This window comes from Crossiella sp. SN42, assembly GCF_023897065.1.
In the GTDB taxonomy this organism is placed as follows: domain Bacteria; phylum Actinomycetota; class Actinomycetes; order Mycobacteriales; family Pseudonocardiaceae; genus Crossiella.
The window spans coordinates 1-20,841 of sequence record NZ_JAMHIV010000026.1 but is presented as its reverse complement, the minus strand read 5'-3'; the positions used below and the strand labels follow the sequence as shown (position 1 = coordinate 20,841).

Annotated in this window: 19 protein-coding genes; 8 read left to right on the top strand and 11 right to left on the bottom strand. The window is 71.2% G+C overall.

The window, feature by feature from the left end:
• Nucleotides 1-68: 68 nt before the first annotated feature.
• From M8C13_RS28830 to M8C13_RS28810, 5 genes are all read right to left on the bottom strand, one after another.
• Nucleotides 69-656, bottom strand: a complete 588-nt coding sequence (locus M8C13_RS28830; RefSeq protein ID WP_252483869.1) for a hypothetical protein — start codon at nucleotides 654-656, stop codon at nucleotides 69-71.
• Nucleotides 657-805: 149 nt separating this feature from the next.
• Nucleotides 806-1,966, bottom strand: a complete 1,161-nt coding sequence (locus M8C13_RS28825; RefSeq protein ID WP_252483868.1) for an MAB_1171c family putative transporter — start codon at nucleotides 1,964-1,966, stop codon at nucleotides 806-808.
• Nucleotides 1,967-2,009: 43 nt separating this feature from the next.
• Nucleotides 2,010-2,579 carry an ImmA/IrrE family metallo-endopeptidase gene (locus M8C13_RS28820; RefSeq protein ID WP_252483867.1) on the bottom strand — a complete coding sequence of 190 codons (570 nt, stop codon included), beginning with the start codon at nucleotides 2,577-2,579 and terminating at the stop codon, nucleotides 2,010-2,012.
• Nucleotides 2,576-3,049, bottom strand: a complete 474-nt coding sequence (locus M8C13_RS28815) for a helix-turn-helix domain-containing protein (RefSeq protein WP_252483866.1) — start codon at nucleotides 3,047-3,049, stop codon at nucleotides 2,576-2,578. The genes M8C13_RS28820 and M8C13_RS28815 overlap by 4 nt, the downstream gene beginning before the upstream one ends.
• A 772-nt stretch (nucleotides 3,050-3,821) precedes the next feature.
• Nucleotides 3,822-4,856, bottom strand: a complete 1,035-nt coding sequence (locus tag M8C13_RS28810; protein WP_252483865.1) for an LLM class F420-dependent oxidoreductase — start codon at nucleotides 4,854-4,856, stop codon at nucleotides 3,822-3,824.
• 36 nt (nucleotides 4,857-4,892) lie between these two features.
• On the opposite strand from M8C13_RS28810, the gene M8C13_RS28805 reads away from it, so the two are divergent.
• From M8C13_RS28805 to M8C13_RS28785, 5 genes are all read left to right on the top strand, one after another.
• Nucleotides 4,893-5,711 (top strand): helix-turn-helix domain-containing protein, encoded by an 819-nt coding sequence (locus M8C13_RS28805; protein ID WP_252483864.1) that lies wholly within the window; start codon nucleotides 4,893-4,895, stop codon nucleotides 5,709-5,711.
• A gap of 4 nt (nucleotides 5,712-5,715) precedes the next feature.
• Nucleotides 5,716-6,102 (top strand): VOC family protein, encoded by a 387-nt coding sequence (locus tag M8C13_RS28800; protein WP_252483863.1) that lies wholly within the window; start codon nucleotides 5,716-5,718, stop codon nucleotides 6,100-6,102.
• A gap of 13 nt (nucleotides 6,103-6,115) precedes the next feature.
• On the top strand, nucleotides 6,116-7,456 hold the full coding sequence (locus M8C13_RS28795) for an MFS transporter (protein ID WP_252483862.1): 1,341 nt from the start codon (nucleotides 6,116-6,118) through the stop codon (nucleotides 7,454-7,456).
• A gap of 120 nt (nucleotides 7,457-7,576) precedes the next feature.
• Nucleotides 7,577-8,368, top strand: coding sequence for an ion transporter (locus tag M8C13_RS28790; protein WP_256509876.1), 792 nt, complete (start codon nucleotides 7,577-7,579; stop codon nucleotides 8,366-8,368).
• Entirely contained in the window at nucleotides 8,361-9,491 is a 1,131-nt protein-coding gene (locus M8C13_RS28785) for an ABC transporter substrate-binding protein (RefSeq protein WP_252483861.1), read from the top strand. The genes M8C13_RS28790 and M8C13_RS28785 overlap by 8 nt, the downstream gene beginning before the upstream one ends.
• Here the strand turns inward: M8C13_RS28785 and M8C13_RS28780 are convergent.
• From M8C13_RS28780 to M8C13_RS28755, 5 genes are all read right to left on the bottom strand, one after another.
• The gene (locus M8C13_RS28780) at nucleotides 9,481-9,996 is read right to left on the bottom strand and encodes a hypothetical protein (protein WP_252483860.1); all 516 of its coding nucleotides are present in this window, start codon (nucleotides 9,994-9,996) and stop codon (nucleotides 9,481-9,483) included. The two genes, M8C13_RS28785 and M8C13_RS28780, sit on opposite strands and share 11 nt — an antisense overlap.
• A 15-nt stretch (nucleotides 9,997-10,011) precedes the next feature.
• Complete coding sequence (locus M8C13_RS28775; protein ID WP_252483859.1) at nucleotides 10,012-10,773, bottom strand: DUF4239 domain-containing protein; 762 nt, start codon at nucleotides 10,771-10,773, stop codon at nucleotides 10,012-10,014.
• A 122-nt stretch (nucleotides 10,774-10,895) separates the two neighbouring features.
• A complete protein-coding gene (locus M8C13_RS28770; RefSeq protein WP_252483858.1) occupies nucleotides 10,896-11,309 on the bottom strand; it encodes an SsgA family sporulation/cell division regulator in 414 nt (137 codons plus the stop codon).
• A 120-nt stretch (nucleotides 11,310-11,429) separates the two neighbouring features.
• Nucleotides 11,430-12,821 carry a glycoside hydrolase family 28 protein gene (locus M8C13_RS28765; protein ID WP_305884017.1) on the bottom strand — a complete coding sequence of 464 codons (1,392 nt, stop codon included), beginning with the start codon at nucleotides 12,819-12,821 and terminating at the stop codon, nucleotides 11,430-11,432.
• A 697-nt stretch (nucleotides 12,822-13,518) separates the two neighbouring features.
• Nucleotides 13,519-14,175 carry a TetR/AcrR family transcriptional regulator gene (locus tag M8C13_RS28755; RefSeq protein ID WP_252483857.1) on the bottom strand — a complete coding sequence of 219 codons (657 nt, stop codon included), beginning with the start codon at nucleotides 14,173-14,175 and terminating at the stop codon, nucleotides 13,519-13,521.
• Between the two features lie 83 nt (nucleotides 14,176-14,258).
• On the opposite strand from M8C13_RS28755, the gene M8C13_RS28750 reads away from it, so the two are divergent.
• Both M8C13_RS28750 and M8C13_RS28745 read left to right on the top strand, forming a co-directional pair.
• On the top strand, nucleotides 14,259-15,590 hold the full coding sequence (locus tag M8C13_RS28750; protein ID WP_252483856.1) for an NAD(P)/FAD-dependent oxidoreductase: 1,332 nt from the start codon (nucleotides 14,259-14,261) through the stop codon (nucleotides 15,588-15,590).
• A 754-nt stretch (nucleotides 15,591-16,344) separates the two neighbouring features.
• Nucleotides 16,345-16,926 (top strand): dihydrofolate reductase family protein, encoded by a 582-nt coding sequence (locus tag M8C13_RS28745; protein WP_252483855.1) that lies wholly within the window; start codon nucleotides 16,345-16,347, stop codon nucleotides 16,924-16,926.
• Between the two features lie 67 nt (nucleotides 16,927-16,993).
• Here M8C13_RS28745 and kstR read toward each other — a convergent pair whose 3' ends face one another.
• A complete protein-coding gene (gene kstR / locus M8C13_RS28740) occupies nucleotides 16,994-17,620 on the bottom strand; it encodes a cholesterol catabolism transcriptional regulator KstR (protein WP_252483854.1) in 627 nt (208 codons plus the stop codon).
• A gap of 200 nt (nucleotides 17,621-17,820) precedes the next feature.
• On the opposite strand from kstR, the gene M8C13_RS45150 reads away from it, so the two are divergent.
• Nucleotides 17,821-20,325 (top strand): acyl-CoA dehydrogenase, encoded by a 2,505-nt coding sequence (locus M8C13_RS45150; RefSeq protein WP_252483853.1) that lies wholly within the window; start codon nucleotides 17,821-17,823, stop codon nucleotides 20,323-20,325.
• Nucleotides 20,326-20,841 lie beyond the last annotated feature (516 nt).

Below are 20,841 nucleotides of genomic sequence, written 5' to 3'. Positions count from 1 at the left end.
CACGCCTGGCGAGCGTGACATGTGTCACGCAACGGCCTTGCCTTACCCGGATGCCAGTGTCGCGGAGGTCACTCGCGGTCCCGCGGCAGGTGGAGGTAACCGGTGCCGTGGTACTGCTTCACCCGCACCTCGGTCCTGGTGAACTCCGCGGGCGAGAGCCGGGTGTAGCCCGCCCGCACCACGTCGTTGAACACCCGCTCGGACAGGATCGCGGCCACGAAGGCCGGGGTGGGGTCGGCGCGGCGGGCCAGGTTGCGCACCGACTGGGCGTTGATCAGGTTGTGCGCCTCCACCCTGGCCGGGGCGCCGGAGGCCGGCAGCGGGCAGACGCCGAGGCTGACCCGCAGGCGCAGCGGGTAGGAGCGGGTGTGCCTGCTCCGCGCGGCCAGCTCGCGGCGCAGGGCCTGGAGGTAGGGCTCGACCAGCAGCGGCAGGTAGCGGGTGTCCAGGCCCAGGGTGTGGCCGTGCGCCGAGCTGTCCTGGAAGGCCAGTTCCCGCCACAACTCCGGCTGGCCGATGCGGTCGAAGGTCGCGCGCAGCACCTCGGGCACCGACTCGTCCAGCCGCTGCCCGGTCGGTCCGTCGCCGTCGTAGTCCCGGTTGTCCGCGACCAGCACAGCCCGGTAGGGCGGGAGGAACGGCGGCGGCTCGCTCATGCGGAACTCCGGAACAACGGCGTGGTGGGCGGGGCACAGCCTGCTCCTGATGATCACGACAGTGTGTCCGGAACCGCACATACGCACCGTGACCATCGTCACATCGCAGAGTGATCGTGACCAGACCGCCGCTCGTCGACCGGGAAGCCTCAGGCGTGTTCCCTGCTGGACTCGGCGAGCACCGCGGCCACTACCGGCGAGCCGCTGAACGCCCTGGACACCTGACGCAGCCAGGAAAGCTCCTCGGCGAGGTCGCCCCCGCTGTCCCCGGTCAGCGGCGCGGACCGCTCGGGCCGGTGTCCCTCGGCCTGGTCCCGCAGCGCCACCCGCAGCCGCGCCGCCTCCACCGCGACGTCCAGCTCCCGCCCGCTCAGCCCGGCCTGCGCGCCGATCCGCCGCGCGGTCTCCGCGACCGCCGGATCCAGGTACGGCCGCAGCGCGAGCTGCCCGTCCCTGATCTCGATCACCTTGCGGTACAACCGGAACTCCAGGCTCTGCCGCATGCCCGCGCCGAGCGGGTCCACCAGCGCGATGTCCGGCGCGGAGCGGTAGAGGGCCTGCCACAGCGGGGTCAGCTCGCGCAGCGCCCGCCGCCGATCCCGCGCGCCCAGCGCCACCGACAGCCGGGGTCCCCAGCCGGGAATGGTCCAGCCCACCACCTTGAGCAGTGCGGCCAGCCCGACGCTGACCCGCACCACCGGCTCCCACCACAGCCCGCTGTAGTTCAGCAGCCCGCCCACCACGTCGGCGGCCCGCCCGGCCGAGTACACCAGGCCCAGCGCGGAGGAGGCCGCCGCGATCCGCAGCCCCCGGCGCAGCCACGGCCGCCCGGCGACCTTGGCGTAGCGCCAGCACAGCCGCATCACGTCGACCTGGCCCAGGGTGTACGCGCCCAGGTAGAGGCCCATGTAGACCTGGTAGTAGGGCGAGCGGACCAGGGAGAGGGCGAAGTGGTCGTCCTGCACGCTGGTGGTGGCCGCCAACGTGTACAGCGCCGCCATCGCGGCCAGCACCAGGCCGTAGAGCCACAGCCGGAACCGGATCCGCGGCCAGGCCACCTCGGGCGGGTCGGACCAGCGCAGCACCACGCTCAGCTGGGCCATGGTCAGCAGGATCACCATGCCCTGGTTGATGATCCCGCCGATGTTGGGCACGCCGAGCAGCCGGTCCACCCAGGCCCACACGGCCGGGATGAACAGGGTGTAGGTGACGGTCAGGATGGCGAAGGTGGCGCACAGCGCGAGCAGCCCGGGTTCCCGCCGGTCGCGGCGCAGGTCGGGCAGCTTGTACAGCAGCGCGATCAGGGACACCAGCGCGCACAGTGGCGGCAGGACCAGGCTGACGGCGTCCAGTTCAGTTCACCGATCGCTCTAGGGCGCGCTCGATCCGGCGCACCAGCTCCGCGGCCTCCGGTGGCACCGGCCGCACCGGCTCGGCGGTCCACGCGCTGGTCCGCTGGATGATCATCGAGGCGATGATCTCCGCCTGCTGCTCCTCCACCGCCGAGTAGCAGCCCCGGCCCAGCACCCTGCGCACCATGGCCGGGTCCAGCGAGGGCATCAGCAGCCGGGAGGCGTCCGGGGTGAGCACCGGCGCGGCGTGGTGGTCGCAGAGCAGGTGGCCCAGCTCGTGCAGCACGATGTGCCGCTGGTGCAGCGGCGAGGTGTCGGCCTCGAAGAAGATGTAGTCGGCCGGGTCGGTGTTGATCCACAACCCGCACGGCCCACCGGTGGGCAGGCTGATCGGCGCGAGGAAGATCGGCCTGCCGCGCTCCTGGCCCACCCGGTCGCAGAGCACCTGGACATCGAAGGGCTGCGGCAGAGCCAGCCCGTTGACGATGTCCGCGCATGCCCGGTATGTGCGCCGCAACCCCGAGTCGCCTTCCTGCCCGGCGTCCCCGCGACGCCACCTGGCGACCTTCATTCTGTCGGGGACTCATCCGGCCGTCGAGGGCCGTCCGTCTCCTTCAGCCGGCGGGCCTGCTCGACCGCGGCGCCGATCAGGTCCAGCAGTTCGGGCAGCGAGGCCGACTCCATGGTCCCCGGCGAGGTCGACCGCAACGCCACCTTCTGCGCCCCGGCGTCCTTCAACCGGCTCAGCAGCCCCAGTTCGGCCCTGGTCCGCTCGGCGATCTGCTCGTCCACGAAGTACCCGAGCGGAACCCCGAAGAACGAGGCCAGCGTCGCCATGGTCTCCACGGTCGGATTGGCCTTGGGCGAGAGCAGCGCGTAGATCCCGGACTGCGACAACCCGGTCCCCGCGGCCACCTCGGCCGGCGTGTGCGGCCCGGCGGGATGGTGCTCCAGGAGATAGCGCAGCCGTTCCACGAAGGCAGACCGAGCAGCCGTGACGCCGTCGGACGCCCGCTGTCCTGGCACTTCCCGTTCTGGCACGACCCACCTCCCTTGAGAACACTGAAGTGGAAACTAGCACCATCTTGTTCCACTGTGTTGCAAAAGCGCTCGATTTGACCCTAAGCTGCAACCCGTGAGCCCCGCAGCACCGGGACCCACACCCGGACGGGGCGACTCGCCGGCACCAAGCGACTGGGGGTCGCTTGCGTGCCCCGAGCCGCCCCGCCCCCTTTTCGAACAGGACCCCAAAATACGTTGCGACACAAGAAGAAAAGCCGGGGAGGGGCAAGCGGAAGGGGAGAAGAGGGGCACAGGGAGAGCAGAAGAACGGAAGAAGAGCAGAAGAGCTGGGCAGGGGAGAGGCAGCGGCAGAAGAACTGGGCAGCAGGACAGGCAGCGCGAGGCTTGTGCCCCTGGCGAGACCCAACGCCAGGCGACTCCCCGCCAATCGCGGGGGTCCGGGGGCAGAGCCCGCCGGGCGGGGCCTGGGGGCCGCGCCCCCAGAAAACACCCTGCCGAGACCCGGCGAGCGCGAAGCGCGAGCAGGGGCCGGGAGAACGGCAGGTCGCCGGCCGGGACCTAGGGGGGAGGAAGTCGCGGCCGGCGACCTGGGCGCAGGAAGACGGATAGAACGCCTTCCCCGCATCGACTTGACGCATCCGTCCGCCCGGGGGGATGGAACGGACGATCGCGCAGTCAGGGGCAGGATGGCAAAACTCGGGCCGAAGCACAACTGAGGGCACCCATCAGAGCTAGTCGAGTTGTCCTCTGGTGGCCGCCCGAGTGGCTTACAGCGTTGGAAAAACTCCGATCAGCCCAGGACGAACTCGGCCAGCTGCGGCAGGTACTGGGTCTGCAGCGTGTTGATCGAGAAGGTAGTGATCACCGTCTCTTTCCAGCGCTGGATCTCCTCCCGCACCTTCGACAGCGGCCCGATGATCGCGAAGTCCTCGACCATGGCGGTGGGCACCGCGGCGATGGCGGCCTGTTTGTCCCCGGCCAGATAGAGGTCTTGGATGCGCTCGCACTCCGCGTGCCACCCGGCCTTGGCGATCACGTTGTGGTGGAAATTGAGCCCCTTGGCCCCCATCCCCCCGGCATACAGCGCGATGACCGGCCGCAACCAGTCCGCCGCCGCCTCCACATCGTCGTTGACGATGATCGAGTACGGCCCGCCGACCACCTCGAAGCTCTCCTTGGTGTGCCGCGCCCCCGCCCGCGCGAACCCCTCCTCCAGCGACACCCGGAACTCGTCACTGGTCTTGGGGGACAAGAACAACGGCAGCCAGCCGTCCGCGATCTCCGCCGCCAGCGCGACGTTCTTCGGCCCCTCGGCGGCCAGGAAGATCGGGATGTCCTTGCGGAAGGGGTGCAGCGTCGACTTCAGCGCCTTGCCCATCCCGCTGCCACCCTCCAGGGGCAGCTGGAAGTGCTTGCCCGCGTAGGTCACCGGCCCCTCCCTGGCGATGACCTTGCGCATGATCTCGATGTACTCCCTGGTCCGCTCCAGCGGCCGCGGGTACGGCACCCCGTACCAGCCCTCGACCACCTGCGGGTTGCTCGCGCCGATGCCGATCACGGCCCGCCCGTTGGACAGGTGGTCCAGGGTCATCGCGGCCATGGCCAGGGTGGTCGGCGGCCGCGCGGACATCTGCGCGATCCCGGTGCCCAGCTTGACCCGGCTGGTCTGCGAGCCCCACCAGGCCAGCGGCGTGAGCACGTCACTGCCGTAGGCCTCGGCGGTCCACACCGACTCGAAGCCCAGCTCGTCGGCGATCCGCACGATCTCCCCGGCGTCGGCGGGCGGACCGGCGCTCCAGTACCCCAATGTCGTGGCAACCTTCATGCGCCCACGTTAGGCGGTTCGCCTTAGGCTGACCGGGTGGAGGAGTTCGAGCAGGTGATCGGGCTGCCGCCGCCCCGGCTGCGCCCGCTGGTCAACCGCTACATCGGCTACCACGTCCGGTCCGCGCCCGGCGTGCACCGCGGCCTGCCCTCCAGCAAGCTCACCTTCATCGCCACCCTCGCCGGCACCGTCGACCTGCGCGACGGACCCGGCCCGGCCCGCCGCTACCCCGCCCTGGTCGGCGGCCTGCACGAGACCCCGATGACCGTCGAGCACGACGGCGAGCAGTTCGGCGTCGAGGCCGACCTCACCCCGCTGGGCGCCCGCGCCCTGTTCGGCCTGCCCGCCGGCGAGCTGGCCGGACTGGACGTGTCCCTGCGCGACCTGCTCGGCAGGCCGGCGGAGGAGCTGCTGGAGCGGCTGCGCGCGGCAGGCACCTGGGCCGACCGGTTCACCTGCTTCACCGATGTCCTGGACCGGGTGGCCCGGCCCGCCGCGATCCCCGCGCCCGAGCTCGGCTGGGCCTGGCGACGCCTCACCGAAGGCCCGGTCGCGGTGGCCGGGCTGGCCGCCGAGGTCGGCTGGAGCCGCCAGCACCTGCGCGCCCGCTTCACCCGCGAGTTCGGCCTCAGCCCCAAGGTGCTGGCCAGGATCGTGCGCTTCCAGCACGCCCGCGCCCTGCTCACACCCCCGGACCGCCCGGCGCTGGCCGAGGTGGCCGCGCTGGCCGGCTACGCCGACCAGGCCCACCTGAGCCGGGACTGGCGGGCCTTCAGCGGCCTGACCCCGACCGCCTGGCTGGCCGCGGAGCTTCCATTCCATCAAGACCCGGACCAGCTGCCCCCGCCAGGCTGAGCGCATGACGACACCAGCTCCCACCGTGTGGCCGGGCCTGGCCTACACCGACGCCCCGGCCGCGATCCGCTTCCTCACCACCGCCTTCGGCTTCACCGAGACCCTGGTCGTGCCGGGGGAGGCCGACGGCGAGGTCCAGCACGCCGAGCTCGCCTGGCCCGAGGGCGGCGGCGTGATGCTCGGCACCCGCCGCGACAGCGAGGTCTGCTGGAGCCCGCACGGCTCGGTCTACGTGGTCACCGCCAAGCCCGACGAGGTGCTGGCCCGCGCCACCGCGGCCGGGGCCGAGCTCGTCCGCGACATCGACGACAGCGACTACGGCTCCCGCGGCTTCACCGTCCGCGACCCCGAGGGCCACCTGTGGAGCTTCGGCACCTACGCGGGGACCTGAGAGACTGCTCGGCGTGAAAACAGGCGACCAGGTGGTGCAGGAACTGCCGTGGCGATGGGGCACCCAGGGCACGATCTTCCTCATCGGCGGGCTCGGGTTCATGTTCGACGCCTGGGACGTGGCCCTCAACGGCTACCTGATCCCCCTGGTCGGCGCCGAGTGGAACCTCTCCACCGCCGAACGCGGCTGGGTCGGCACCGCCAACCTGATCGGCATGGCCGTGGGGGCCTTCGCCTGGGGCGGCATCGCCGACCTGATCGGCCGCAAGAAGGCCTTCAGCCTCACGCTGCTGATGTTCTCGGTGTTCACCGTGGCCGGCGCGGCCTCCCCGGACTACGTGACCTTCTGCGTGTTCCGGTTCCTGGCCGGGATCGGCCTGGGCGGCTGCATCCCGGTGGACTACGCGCTGGTCGGCGAGTTCACCCCGGCCAAGGTCCGCGGCCGGGTGCTCACCGCGCTGGACATCTGGTGGCCGCTGGGCGCCACCCTGTGCGGACTGGTCTCCACCGCGCTGCTGCCCTTGCGGGACTGGCGGTTGCTGCTGCTGGTGATGGTGCTGCCCGCGCTGCTGGTGTTCTGGGTCCGGCTCTCGGTGCCCGAGTCGCCGATGTACCTGGTGCGCCGCGGCCGCGACGCCGAGGCCCGCGCGGTGATCGACCGCCTGGTCGAACGCACCGGAGCCACGCCGCAACCGTGGACCCTGCCGGAAAAACAGGCCGTGCCCACGCTGTCCATGACCAGCATGCTCAGCCAGCTCCGGGCGCTGTGGACGCACAGCGCCCGGACCACCTCGGCGATGTGGGCGGTCTTCCTCACCGTCTTCGTGCTCTACTACGGCGCGCTCACCTGGCTGCCCAGCATCCTGCGCGCCCAGGGCTACGGGGACTACGCGGCCTTCATGGTGACCACGCTGATGACCGCGGTCGGCGTCCTGGGGGTGCTGATCTCGGCCTGGCTGGTGGAGACCGTGGGCCGCAAGTGGGTCATCGGCGCCAGCGCGCCGCTGGCCGCGCTGGCGCTGGTGCTCTTCGCCCTGCAACTGGACCTGCCCGGCTATGCCTACCTGTGGATCGGCGCCTACGGCCTGCTGATCCAGGTGACCATTCCCGCGCTCTACGCCTACGTCTCCGAGGTGTACCCGACCACCTTGCGCGCCAGCGGGTTCGGCTGGGCCTCCACGGTCAGCCGGATCGGCGCCGGGTTCGTGCCGGTGATCTTCGGCTCGCTGCTGTGGCCGCTGCTCGGCCTGCCACTGACCTTCCTGGTGGTGGGCGCCGCGGTGGCGGCGTCGGTGCTGTGGCTGGCCTTCGCCGCCCCGGAGACCCGCTCCCGCGAACTGGACCGCATCGGCTGACTTGAGGGCAGTCGCGCAGGATTCACCGGAAAGTGCGGCAGCGTCAGGGAAAAGCACGCCTGGACCGGGTGACGAGTTAGGCTCCGCCCGCACCTCGCCCCCGTCCGGGAAGGGATCCGCTTGCGCAGCAGGGTTCGTGACCTCGTCGACTCGACCAGGTTCCAGCAGCTGATCGTCGCTGTCATCGTGGTCAACGCGATCGTGCTCGGGCTGCAGACCGTGCCCGCCATCGAACGCGAGTACGGGTCCATTGTGGACACCGTCGACCAGTGGGCGCTGGGCGTGTTCGTGCTCGAGCTCGTCTTACGCCTCTACGCGCACGGGCGGGCGTTCTTCCGCGACCCGTGGAGCTGCTTCGACCTGCTCGTCGTGCTGATCTCGCTGGCCCCCATCGCCCATGGCTCCTCGGTGCTGCGCGCGCTGCGCATCATCCGGGTGCTGCGCCTGCTCTCCGTGCTGCCCAACCTGCGCCGGGTGGTGGCCGCCCTGCTCAGCGCGGTGCCCGCGGTGCTCTCCATCGTCGCGGTGCTCACCCTGCTGCTCTACGTGGCCGGGGTGATGGCCACCAACCTCTACGGCACCGCGCCCGGCGGCTACTTCAGCGACCTGGGCGCCTCGATGCTCACCCTGTTCCAGATCATCACCGGCGACGCCTGGTCCGACGTCATGCGCGAGGTGATGACCGAGTACCCGCTGGCCTGGATCTTCTTCGTCGGGTTCGTGCTGCTGGGCACCTTCACCGTGCTGAACCTGTTCATCGCCACCATGGTCAGCGCGATGGAGTCCCAGATCGCCGCCGAGCGCAAGGCCGCCATCCCGGAACCGCGCGCCGCCGAGGACGAACAGGCGGTGCTGCTGGAGCTGCGCGCGCTCCGGGCCGAGATCCGCGAGCTGCGCAAGGCCCGTGACTGACCCGCCGCGGATCGGGGTCGCGCTGCCCCGCTCCGGCCGCCTGGCCCCGCTGGGCGACCCGCTCGCCTATGCCACCCAACACTTCCGCGGCCTCGCCCTGACCGCGCACGGCCGCCCGATCGAGTTCCGCACCGCCGACCACGAGTCCACAGTGGACGGTGCGCGGCGCGCGGTACGGCAGCTGGCCGCCGACGGGGTCCGGCTGGTCACCGCGCTGGGCGGCACCACCGTGCTGCCCGCACTGGCCACCGCCGCGACGGAACTGGGCCTGCCGTTCCTGTCCACCGCGCTGCCCTGGCAGGTGCACCGCGCCACCTGCCCCGCCGGCGCGTTCCACTTCTGCTGGGGCCTGGACGACATCGCCCGCGCCTTCACCGACCTCTGGTCCCGCGTCCCCGGCACGGACCCGGTCGGCCTGCTCTGGAACAACGGCCCGCAAGGCGCGGCGCTCCGCGACCCCGCGATGGGTTTCCTGCCCGTGGCCCGCCAGGCCCGCCCGCTGGTCGACCCCGGCGGCTACCCCGAACCCGCCGCCGAGCACACCGTCGCCCTCGCCGCCTTCCACGCCGAGGGCGCACGCATCGTCAGCAGCGCGGCCACCACCGCCGACCTGGCCGGCTTCAGCGCCGCCGCCGCGCCGCTGGGCCTGCGGCTGATCACCTGTTCCCGTTGGCTGGCCTACCCGTTCGGCCTGGACCACCCCGCGCTGGACCGGGTCGCCACCGTGGTCGCCTGGTCACCCCGGCACCAGTGCGCGTCCAGTGTGGACGGACGATCCGCGGCGGAGCTGGCCGCGGCCTACCGGCGCGACACCGGCCGGTCCTGGTTGCCGCCCTTGGGTTTGGCGCACGCGCTGCTGGAGGTGGCCACCCACGCGGTGCGCGCCGCGGCCGACCCGGCCGATCCCGCCGCGGTCCGCGAAGCCCTCTCCCGCACCGACATCGACACCATCGCGGGCAGGCTCGACTGGACGCACGGCCCGGCCCCGCGGATCGCCGCGCTGCCGCTGGCCGGCGGGCAGTGGCGGCACGGGGCCGGGGGACCGCGGCTGCGGATCGTGGCCGCCGACCGGGTCGCCGCCGTGACACCCGACGGCGACCTGGTCGAGGCGATCAGGCGCTGAGCGTGATGGTGAACTTGTAGGACACCGGCTTCGCCGGGTCGAGCGGGTCCCCGCCCTGCTTCACCGTCTTGGCCTCACCGCGGGCGCTCTTGTACGCGCCGGTGCCGCCGGTCACCGCCATCGGCCCGTCCTTGAACGTGGGGCCGGGCAGCAGCGTGTAGGTGCGCAGGCTGGACAGGTGGATCTCGCCCTTCTCCAGCCGGTAGGCCGAGGTGCAGTAGGCGGTGAGCTCGGCGGGCAGCGCGAGCTTGGCGATCAGGCAACTGGAGTAGCCCTCGCCGGCCTTCTTGCCCGCGGCGTCGAGCAGGTCGCCGCCGCCGAGGAACGGCACGCCGACCGCGGGCGCGGCGGGCAGGCTCAGCACCCCGCGCTGGGCGGTCAGCTCGATGGTCTCATCCTGGGGCGCCGGTGCGGGCGCGGCGCTGGCGGCGGCCAGCGGCAGCACCGCGGCCACCGCGGCGATCACGGCGATCCGCAACCAGGGGCGGCGGGATTGGGCGGGCATTGCTCCTCCTCGACTTCACGGTGGTGTCTGTCCCATCTGGACCAAAGCGATGCGGAAAGCTTCGGGGGCCACCGCGACCTCGCCCCGGAACGGGTGGTCCATCAGGTAGGTGAAGTACAGGGAGGCCGACACCAGCGCGGCCAGCACCGCGATCATCAGCGCGTGCGGCAGGAAACCCGGCGGGCCGAAGAACAACGCGAACCCGATGACCAGCACCCCGCCCACGATCAACCCGGCCCAGAAGAACCGGGGCACCGAGGTGTGCGCCTCGTTGAGCCGTTCCCGGCGCATGGTGTTGATCGTGTTGACCCGCTCGATCATGGCCGAGTACAGGCCTTCCTGGCGCGCGGTCTCCACCTCCATCGAGACGATGGCGCGGCGCATCCGCTTGGCCACGTCCTCGACCTTGGCGCTGGCCTGACCCTCGCGCAGCTCCGGCCACTCGTCCACGATCACGGTGCGCGCGTAGCTGACCGCGATGTCCTGGAAGGCGGCCTTGTCCTTGTCGGAGAAGGCGGTCGAGGCGAAGTACAGGCCCGGCAACGCGTTCGCCTCGACGTAGGTGTTCTTCTTCGCCGCCTCCATGTCCTCCCACACCGCGACCACCACGAAGGCGACCAGGATCGCGTAGAAGGCGCCGACCGCGGCGAAGAAGTGACCGGAGACGTCGTGGTAGCGGGCCCGCGACTCACGCGGGACGCAGCGGTCCACCACGTAGGCGGCCAGGACGCTGACTCCGATGGCCCCGCCCACGATGAGCAGGCTGTTCCAGAGCACCCCGCGCCCTCCCGGCCTCGGCTTCGTCTCCGAAACCTAAGTGGCCACGGGCAGACCGAGCAGGACGCGTCCGGTTGTTCGCTCGAACGAGGCCGTTGTTCACCCCGAGGGGCACCGGGCCCTCAGTTCGCGTTGCCCAGGTGGGTGAGCTCGTGCTCGAAGTCGAACCACTCGTGCTCGGTGCCGGGGGCGATGAGCTCGTAGCTGCGGTTGAGGAACTCCGCCAGCTCCTCGGCGTCCGCGGTGAACCGGGCGTGCCCGGCCGGGGTGGTGAACTCGATCACGACCAGCTCCAGCTGATCCGGGATCGGCCACATCTTGACGTCGCCCTCGCCGCTGTCGCTGATCAGCCCGTCGGCCAGCAGGTCCCGAGCGAGGATCCACTCCACGCTCTGGTTGCCACCGGGGTTGAACACCGCGCGCACCGCGTACGGGTCGGTGGTCGAGTAACCCAGTTCGACCTCCACCGGCACCGGCGGTGCCACCAGCAGGTTGAACATCGTGGTGGTCCGGATCTCCGCGTGCTCCTCGCGCATGACTGCTGCCCTTCCGTCTCGCCCGTCGCGTGCGTTGGGGGGACGTCTGAGGCTTCCCAGCTTTACGCGGTTCGGCGCGCATCACACCCATTCGTGCGAACGTTCGGGCAGAATGCCACGTCAGAGGACCGGTTTGCCATTCACGTGCACAGTGTGGAACACGGTCCGATCGGCGTTCTTGATCGAGATACCGGCGTCGGTGACCTCGGTGAACGTGCTGTTGCTGACCCGGACGTCCTGGATGTGGCTTTCCGCGAGGCCGTCCAGGCGCACCGCCCAGGGCGTGCCGCGCACGGTGAGCCGGTCCAACGTGACGTTGCGCACGGACGGGTAGGCGATCGGCCCGAACCCCGGCCCGGTCAGGCTGTAGTTCATCGTGATGAACACCGCGCCCCGGTCAATCTTGTCAGCGACAAGTCTGCGCACGTGCACCCCGTCCACGGTGCCACCCAGCCGCTTGTTGGTCTTGATGTACACCGCGTGGAAGGTCTTGTAGTCAGGCCCCGGCCGGATGGTGATGTCCTGCGCGAACACGTTGCGCACCCCGCCCGACATCTCACTGCCCACCGCGATCGCCCCCCACCGCCCCAGGAACGCGCACTGCTCCACCACGATGTTCGCACTGGGCACCCCCACCCGGCGCCCATCGACGTCCCGCCCCGACTTGATCGCCACCCCGTCATCGCCGGTGTCGAACGTGCACCCGGTCACATGCACGTCGGAACTGGCCTCCGGATCCACCCCGTCCACCATGCCGCCCCGGCTGTACACGGTGACCCCGCGCACCGTGACATTGCGGCACAGCACCGGATGGATGGTCCACATCGCCGGATTCCGGATGTCGAGCCCCTCCACCAGCACATTCCGGCACCGGTAGAACTGGATCATGTTCGGCTTCAGGAAGTGCCCGCCCCCGAACACCCGCCGCTCCACCGGCACGCCCTCCACCGCCAGCTTCTGCAACTTCTCCCAGTCCGGCTGCCGCTTCGGATCGAAGTCGAACCACGGCCCATTGCCCGCCTGCCCGTCGATGCGCCCAGCCCCGGTCAGCGCCACATTGGTGGCCTCGTAGGCGTAGATGAAGGGCGAGTAGTTCATGCACTCGATCCCCTGCCACCGGGTCCGCACCACCGGCAGGAACTTCCTCGGATCGGTAGCGAAGCTGATTATACCGCCGGACTGTATATGCAGATTGACGTTACTGGTCAGATGGATGGCCCCGCTCAGGAAGATCCCCGCCGGCACCACCACCCGCCCACCCCCAGCCCGCGCACAAGCGGCGATGGCGTCCCGGAACGCGGCGGTGTTGTCCGCCTTGCCGTCCCCCTTGCCGCCGTAGCTGGTGACGGGAAAGTCCCGAGCGGGAAACGACGGCGGCACGACCCGGGCCAGAATCCCCGGCACCGCGTCCCACGGATCAGCCGCGCCGTCCGCCAGCGCGGCCCCGGGCAGCAACAGCCCCCCAGCGGCCAGCCCGGACACCTTCAGGAACTCCCGCCGAGACGACCCCATCGCCAGCTCCCTCCCGGGCTGGCGGCGACCCGATGAATGAATACGTTTTCACCCATCCTCAACGCCGCCCCAAACCGGGTCAATCCGCCGATGGTCGCACCCATGCCCCGCCCACCAGCCGCATCCCACATGCCGCCCGCCCCGCCGCTCCCGCGCCACCCGCCCCGCCGCTCCGCTCGTCGCGCCCGACCCGCCCGCCGCGTGCCACCCCCGTGCCTCACCGCCCGCCACGCCGCTCCGCTCGTCGTGGCCGGCCTGCCCGCCGCGTGCCGCCCCGTGCCTCCCGGCCGCCGTGCCGCCCCACCCATGCCTCACCGCCCGCCGTGCTGCCCCGCCCGCCGTGCTGCCCCGCCCGCGGTGCCACTCCGCCCGCAGTGCCCGACTGCCTGCTGTGCCACTCCATCAGCCGTGCCCGGCCGCGTGCCGGCGCCACCTCACCGGCCCTGCCGCGCCACCTCGCCAGCCCCGCCGCGCCCCCGCACCCGTCCTGCTGCGCCGCCTCACCCGCCCCGCTGCGCGCCTCGCCGCCCGCGCCCTGCTGCCTGCCCGCCGCCCGCGCCCTGCTGCCTGCCCGCCGCTCTGCCCTGCTTTGTCCGCCCGCCGCCCTGCCCTGCTTTGTCCGCCCCGTCCCGCGCTCCCTGGCTCGCCGCGCCTGTCCGTTTTGCCCGGCCAGCCGCACCCGGCCCTCACCCCTACCTCAGCCGGTCTGCCCCGCCACCCCAAACCCGGCGAGCACCGGCCGGATCAGCCGCGCGGCCTGCGCGCGCAACTCCGCCATCGGCCGCCCGTGCAATCCCAGCGCCCCGTCGATCCCCGGCTCGAACGGAGCCAGCGCCAGATGCGGCAGCAACAACAGGAACAGCGCGAGCAACGCGTCCAGATCCGCCCCGGCGGACAGCGTGCCGTGCTCCTGGGCGCGGGCGAAGTGCGGCAGCAGCGCCTCCCGGTAGCGCTGGTGCACCGGGCCGAGCACCACCGCGCGGATCGCCGGGTCCAGCTCCAGGTTGATCGCCGCGATCATCCCGCGATCGGCGGGGTGGTCGGCGAAGTGGGCCATCCACGCCTGCACCGCGTCCAGCACCGTCTCCGCGAACCCGGCCCCGGGGTCGAGCCGCTCCAGCCACGGGTCCAGCGCCGCCCGCACCCGCAGCGCGGTGTGCTCGGTGACGTGCAGGAAGAAGTCGAACTTGTCCGTGAAGTACTGGAACAGCGAGCCTTTGGCGACCCCGGCCTCCTGCGCGATCACGTTGAGGCTGCCGCCGGAGTAGCCGTGCCTGCCGAACTCCGCGACGGCGGCGGCCAGCACCCGGTCCCGGCGCGGTTCCGGCAGGTTCGTCCAGGTCTGAGTGGGCACTGCGGCCTCCGTTGACGCGGTCTTGCCCTGGCTCCCCAGCGCAGAGGATGCTGCCATGACCACCCGGTCACAACCTCAGGGGGATGATCATGCAGCGGGTCTGTGTCATCGGCGCGGGTTCGTCAGGGATCGCCGCGGCCCAGGTGCTCCAGGCGCGGGGGATCGAGTTCACCTGTTTCGAGACCGGTTCGCGGGTGGGCGGGAACTGGCGCTACGACAACGACAACGGCATGTCCTCGGCCTACCGGTCGCTGCACATCAACACCTCCCGGCAGCAGATGGAGTACGCGAGCTTCCCGATGCCGGCGACCCTGCCCGACTACCCCAGCCACACCCAGATCGCGGCCTACTTCGACTCCTTCGTCGAGCACTTCGGCCTGCACCGCCACATCCGCTTCCAGGCCGAGGTGACCAACGTCCACCCCGACCCCGACGGCGGCTACCGGGTCACCACCCGGTCCACAGTGGACGGATCAGAGCAGACCGAGAGCTTCCGCGCCGTCTTGGTCGCCAACGGCCACCACTGGGACCCCCGCTGGCCCGAACCCGCCTTCCCCGGCGCCGACACCTTCCCCGGAACCCAGCTGCACGCCCACCACTACCGCACCCCCGACATCCTGGCGGGAAAACGAGTGCTGGTACTGGGTTTCGGCAACTCGGCCTGCGACATCGCGGTGGAGAGCTCCCGCATAGCCGACCGCACCCTGCTGGCCTTCCGCCGCGGTGAGTACGTGCTGCCCAAGTACTTCTTCGGCCGCCCCACCGACACCCTGAGCAGCCCCTTCCTGACCCGAACCCTGCCGATGTTCGCCCGCCGCCTGCTGCTGAGCGCCTTCTTACGCCTGAAGATCGGCAAGATGTCGGACTACGGCCTGCCCGACCCCCAGCACAAACTCTTCGCCGCCCACCCCACCGTCTCCGAAGACCTGCTCAGCCGCCTGGGCCATGGCGACATCCAGATCCGCCCCAACATCGCCAGGTTCGAGGGTGACACGGTCCACTTCACCGACGACACCAGCGAACCAGTCGACCTGGTCATTTACTGCACCGGCTACCGGATCACCTTCCCCTTCCTGGGCGAGGACATCATCAAGCCCGCCGACAACCACATCGACCTGTACCGCCGAATCGCCTCGGTAGACCACCCCGGCCTCTACTTCATCGGCCTCATCCAACCCCTGGGCGCCGTTATGCCCCTGGCCGAAGCCCAGGCGTCCTGGATCGCCGACCTCCTGGACGGCACCACCACCCTGCCGAGCCGGGACACCATGCGCCGCAGCATCGCCGATTACCAACGCGCCCAACGCAAGCGCTACGTTGCCTCCAAACGCCACACCATCCAAGTCGACTTCCACCCCTACCTCCACGAACTGACCCAAGACCGCCGCACCCACCACCGCCAACCCCGCCCCTGACCCAGCCCGCCCCACCGCCGCTCCGCACCGAGGCCCCCGGCCCGCTGTTCGCTGATAGCTGAAAGGGCCGCGGAACTTCGCCCGCTGATCGTTTCGTTCCGCAGAGAGAAGCGGTGCGCGTGGCGGGGAGACGCACGGTGCCCGGAAGGCGCACCGGCAAGAGCCGCCAGGCGACGGCCCGGCAGGAGCCACAAGGCGACGGTCTGGCAAGAGCCGCCAGGCGGCGGTCGAAGGGCCAGCGCCACCCCGGCCCGAGCGCGCCCCGGCGATCCGTCGACCGTCGCCGGCAGTCCGCCAGTCGATGTCCGGCGGTGAGACGCCGCCGGCGGTGAGGCGGTGCTCGACGGTGAGGCGGTGCCCGGCGGTGAAGTGGTGCCCGGTGGTGAGACGCCGCCTGGCGTGAGGTGCCGCCCGGTGGTGAGGTGCCGCCCGTCGGCGTGCCGTCCGCACCTGGTGCCCACGCCGGCGCTCGGCACTCGATGGCCGCTGCCCGCCGCCCGGTGCCGTGGTCTGATGCCTCGTCCACGGCACGTCGCAGCCACCCGGCGCCTGTCACCGCCCGCTGCTTGCCGCCCGTCGCCGCTCGCTATGACAGCGCTCAACGCTCGGGGCAACGTCGCAGCTAGCCGCGCGTTTGGCGGGTGGGTGCGCTGGCGGAGCGCGCTTGGGTGTTGCAACCACTATGGGTGGAGTACTATGGTTGCAGTGGTTGGGGGTGAGGGTCGCTCCCATGGATGGACTGGGGAGACAATAGATGCGCAAGTTGACTTACTTTGTGGCGGCGACCCTGGATGGCTTCATCGCCGAGGTTGGCGGGGGTGACCCGACGGCCACTGGTCACTTCCTGATGGAGGGTGACCACATGGAGTACCTGTTCCAGAACTACGGGGACACCTTGCCGTACATGGCGCGGGACGCGCTGGGGATCGCGGGTGAGCTGACCCGGTTCGACACCGTGCTGGAGGGGCGCAAGTCCTACGAAAGTGGTGTGGCGCAAGGGATTCCGGATGCCTATCTGCATCTCAAGCACTACGTGTTCTCCGCCACGCTGACCGAGGCCGCGCCGACGGTGGAGCTGGTTCGCGGGGACGCGCTGGCCAAGGTGAAGGAGCTCAAGCGGCAGGAGGGGCTGGGGATCTACCTGGTCGGCGGGGGCGCGCTCGCCGCGGAGCTGCTGCCGGAGATCGACGAGGTGTTCGTGAAGCAGCACCCGACCGTGATGGGCAAGGGGATCCCGATGTTCAACGGCGGGTTCAGCCCGGACCGGTTTGAGCTGGCCGATCTGAAGCGGTTCGACAGCGGAGTGCTCTTCCTCAGCTATCAGCGGCGTGGGTGAGTAGTCGGGGGCAGGGAGTTCTCGCTTCCTGCCCCCGCTTTCGTCGGGGCCGGCCTCGCTGCGGTGGCTAGTCCTTGAGGAGTAGGCGGACCGTGAGCTCCAGGCGGGTTGCCACGTCGGTGGCTGATGCCCGCCGGGTCACCCAGGCGACCAGGTTCGACAGCCAGACGTCGCCGATGACGCGGGCGATCGCCTTGCGTTCGGTGTCCGGTTCGCCGCCCATCGCGGTGATGAACATGCGTTCCATCAACAGGCCCACCGAGTCGACCTCGGCGGCGGCGCTGGCGTCGGCGAACATGAACGCCCGGGTCATCGCCTCGGTGAACAGCGGGTCTCGTTGCAGGCTGCGGGTGGTGCGGCGCAGCACGAACAGCACGCGGTCGTAGGCGGTGTCGCCGGGGATGGCGGCGCGCTCGATCTTCTGGTTGGCCCGTTCTAGTTCCCTGGCCAGCGCGGTGACCAGCAGGTGCACCTTGGACGGGAAGTAGCGGTAGAGGGTGCCCAGCGCTACGTCGGCGCGGTCGGCCACCGCGCGCATCTGCACCGCGTCGTAGCCGCCCTTGGAGGCGAGCGCGATGGTCGCGTCGATGATCCGCCTGCGCCGGTCGCGCTGGGCCGCCGAGCCCAGCTCCTCCTCGGCGAGACCGGTCAGTGCCTCGGCCCCGCCCGCGCGCGCCTTGGGCGTAGTCGTCATGGACTTAGGCTAACATCACGACAAAGGCGAAACTTGTTCCAGTTCTGTGGGTTGAGCCTACCCGTTATCTCGGTGAACTCCCAGTGTGCGCTGGCCCGTTCGGGTCTGGTTGTTGGTGCGTCCGAGTGGAGGGTGGTGTCTCGCGCCGCCGTGCGGCAAAGTGAAACACGTTCTACATCTTCGGTCTGGCTGGAGGTGTCGTGTCGATCGCGGTCACCGCGGAGCAGCAGGCCTTGCGCGAGTCCGTGCTCGCCTACGGCCGGGACGGTCACGCCGTCGCGGCAGTGCGCGCGCAGGAGAACGGCGACCCGGCCTGGCGCCGGCTGTGGCCCGGACTGGTCGACCTGGGACTGTTCGGCATCGCCGTGCCCGAGGAGCTCGGTGGCGGGGGCGGCACGGTGGTGGACCTGGCCGTCGCCTTGGAGGCCGCCGCCGAGGCCCTGATTCCGGGGCCGGTGCTGCCGACCGTGCTGGCCGGACTGGTGCTCGTCGACCAGCCGAGTGTCCGGGAACTGCTGCCCGCCGTCGCGTGTGGACTGTCCGCCGCGGTCGCCCTGACACCGGGAACGCTGACCGCGCAACGGGATTCCGCCGGACGGCTGCTGGTCACCGGCGTGACCGGGCCGGTGCTGGGAGCGGCCGAGGACGCCGCGCTGCTGTTGCCGGTCGGCGGGGAGACCGGCTGGATCCTGCTGACGCCGGGAGAAGCCGGGGTGCGCCCGTTGCCGGCCACGGACTTTTCGCGGGACCTGGCCGAGGTCGAGGTGGTGGCCGTGATCCCCGCCGACCGGGTGCTGCCGGACCTGACCACGGAGGCGGTGCTGGACCGGGCCGCGGTGCTGGCCTCGGCGGAGGCGGCCGGGATAGCTCGGCAATGCGTATATATCGCGACGCGATATGCCCGCGAACGCGTGCAGTTCGGGCGGCCGATCGGGTCGTTCCAGGCGGTGAAGCACCTGTGCGCGGAGATGCTGTGCCGGTCCGAACGGGCGGCGGCGGTGGCCTGGGACGCGGCGCGGGCGGTGGAAGAAGCCTCGCCCGCGATGTCGTTGTCGGCGGCGGCCGCGGCGGCGGTCGCGCTGGACGCGGCGGTGGCCAACGCGAAGGACTGCGTGCAGGTGCTCGGCGGGATCGGGTTCACCTGGGAGCACGACGCGCATCTGTACCTGCGACGGGCGTTTGCCTTGCGGCAGTTGCTCAGTGGGGTGCGGTGGCGGGAGCGGGCCGCGGTGCTGGCAGGGCGGGGGACCCGGCGGCGGTTGCGGGTGGAGTTGGGGGAGGGCGAGGGGTGGCAACCGGAGCCGGGCGGGGACGGCGGCTCGGCGGGGCTTAGGGCGGTCGGTGCGAACGGGCGGAAGGGGTTGGGGGGCGGGGATGACCGGGCTGGCGGTGACGGCCAGGCGGGGGCTGCTGGGAACGGGGCAGGGGCGGCAGCGGGTGGTGACGGTGTTGGGGCGGTTGCCGGTAGCGGCGGATCTGCGGTGGCCGCGGACGACGGCGGTACCGGGGTGGGTGCTGGTAGCGGCGGCGCCGGGTTGGCTGCGGGCGACGGTGAAGTCGGCTTGATCGCGGGGGTCGGTGAGCCGGGGGTTGTTGGCGGTGGTGGTTGGGTCGGCGCTGGGACAGTGGGGTTTCGGGAGGGGGTGCGGCGGGAGGTTGAGCGGATCGCCGGGCTGAGTGAGGGGGAGCGGCGGGCGGCGTTGGTGGCGGCGGGGTTGTTCGCGCCGCATTGGCCTCGGCCGTATGGGCTGGGGCTGGGGGCGTTGGGGCAGTTGGTGGTGGAGGAGGAGTTGGCTCGGGCCGGGGTGGTCCGGGCGGATCTGGTGATCGGGGGGTGGGCGGCGCCGACCTTGTTGCGGCACGGGACCGAGGAGCAGCGGCGGCGGTTTGTGGGGGCGACGTTGCGCGGCGAGGTGGTGTGGTGCCAGCTGTTCAGCGAGCCGGGGGCTGGGTCGGATCTTGCCTCGTTGCGGACGCGGGCGGTGCGGACCGAGGGTGGGTGGCTGCTGTCCGGGCAGAAGGTGTGGACCTCGTTGGCGGATCGGGCGGATCGGGGGATCTGCTTGGCGCGGACCGATCCTGAGGCGCCGCGGCATCGGGGGTTGACGTACTTCCTGGTGAATATGCAGTCGGACGGTATATCCGTGCGGCCGTTACGTGAGATCACCGGAGATGCTCGGTTTGCCGAGGTGTTCCTGGATGAGGTGTTCGTCGCGGACGCCGATGTCGTTGGGGAGCCGGGGGATGGGTGGCGGTTGGCTCGCGGGACCTTGGCCGATGAGCGGGTGGCGATGAGCCGGGGGTCGGCGTTGGGGGAGCCGGTGGAGGAGGTGCTGGCCGCTGCGGGGGAGGCCGGGTTGTTGGCGGATCCGGTGGTGGCGGAGCGGGTTGGCGGGCTGGTGGTGGATGGGCTCGCGTTGTCGTTGCTGGATTTGCGGGCTACGCAGCGGGCGGTGGCTGGGGGCGAGGTGGGGGCGGAGTCCGGGGTGCGGAAGCTGGTGGGGGTGCGGCATCGGCAGGACGTCGCGGAGGTGGCGGCCGAGTTGTTGGGGGAGCGGGCTTTGGTGCGGGACTCGGGGGAAGTGCACCGGTTTTTGCTGAGCCGGTGTTTGAGCATTGCTGGGGGGACGACGCAGATTTTGCTGACGTTGGTGGGGGAGCGGGTGCTGGGGTTGCCTCGGGATGGGGAGGGGAAGGGGCGGTGAACTTCGAGCTGGGTGAGGCGCAGGTTGCGGTGGGGGAGCTTGCCGCGAAGTTGGTGGGGGCGGACGACGGCGCGGGGCGGGTGGGGTTGGAACGCGGCGCGGGGTGGGCGGGCTCGAAGGGCGGTGCGGGGCGGGCGGAGTCGAAGGGCGGTGCGGGGCGGGCGGGGTCGGAGGACGGTGCGGGGCGGGCGGAGTCGGAGGACGGCGCGGGATCGGCTGGGGTGGTGGACGGCACGGGATTGGTGGGGCTTGGGAACGGCGCGGGGCGAGCGGGGCCAGAGGATGGCGCGGGGCGGGCAGGGGCGAAGGACGGCGCGGGGTCGACGGGGTTGACGGATGGCGCGCGGGCGGCGGGGCTGACGGGTGGCGTGAGGTCGGTGGGGTTGACGGGTGGCGCGGGTTCGGCGGGGGCGGTGGATGGCGCGGGATTGGTGGGGCTCGGAAACGAAGCCGGGCGAGCGGGATTGAAGGAAGGCGGGGGACGGGCAGGGGCGAGGGATCGTGCGGGGCTGGAGG

Bases quoted from the DNA above. Each gene is read 5' to 3' on its own strand.
- M8C13_RS28830 (WP_252483869.1), bottom strand. From the start codon at position 656: ATGAGCGAGCCGCCGCCGTTCCTCCCGCCCTACCGGGCTGTGCTGGTC.
- M8C13_RS28820 (WP_252483867.1), bottom strand. From the start codon at position 2,579: ATGAAGGTCGCCAGGTGGCGTCGCGGGGACGCCGGGCAGGAAGGCGAC.
- M8C13_RS28810 (WP_252483865.1), bottom strand. From the start codon at position 4,856: ATGAAGGTTGCCACGACATTGGGGTACTGGAGCGCCGGTCCGCCCGCC.
- M8C13_RS28800 (WP_252483863.1), top strand. From the start codon at position 5,716: ATGACGACACCAGCTCCCACCGTGTGGCCGGGCCTGGCCTACACCGAC.
- M8C13_RS28780 (WP_252483860.1), bottom strand. From the start codon at position 9,996: ATGCCCGCCCAATCCCGCCGCCCCTGGTTGCGGATCGCCGTGATCGCC.
- M8C13_RS28770 (WP_252483858.1), bottom strand. From the start codon at position 11,309: ATGCGCGAGGAGCACGCGGAGATCCGGACCACCACGATGTTCAACCTG.
- M8C13_RS28765 (WP_305884017.1), bottom strand. From the start codon at position 12,821: ATGGGGTCGTCTCGGCGGGAGTTCCTGAAGGTGTCCGGGCTGGCCGCT.
- M8C13_RS28750 (WP_252483856.1), top strand. From the start codon at position 14,259: ATGATCATGCAGCGGGTCTGTGTCATCGGCGCGGGTTCGTCAGGGATC.
- M8C13_RS28745 (WP_252483855.1), top strand. From the start codon at position 16,345: ATGCGCAAGTTGACTTACTTTGTGGCGGCGACCCTGGATGGCTTCATC.
- kstR (WP_252483854.1), bottom strand. From the start codon at position 17,620: ATGACGACTACGCCCAAGGCGCGCGCGGGCGGGGCCGAGGCACTGACC.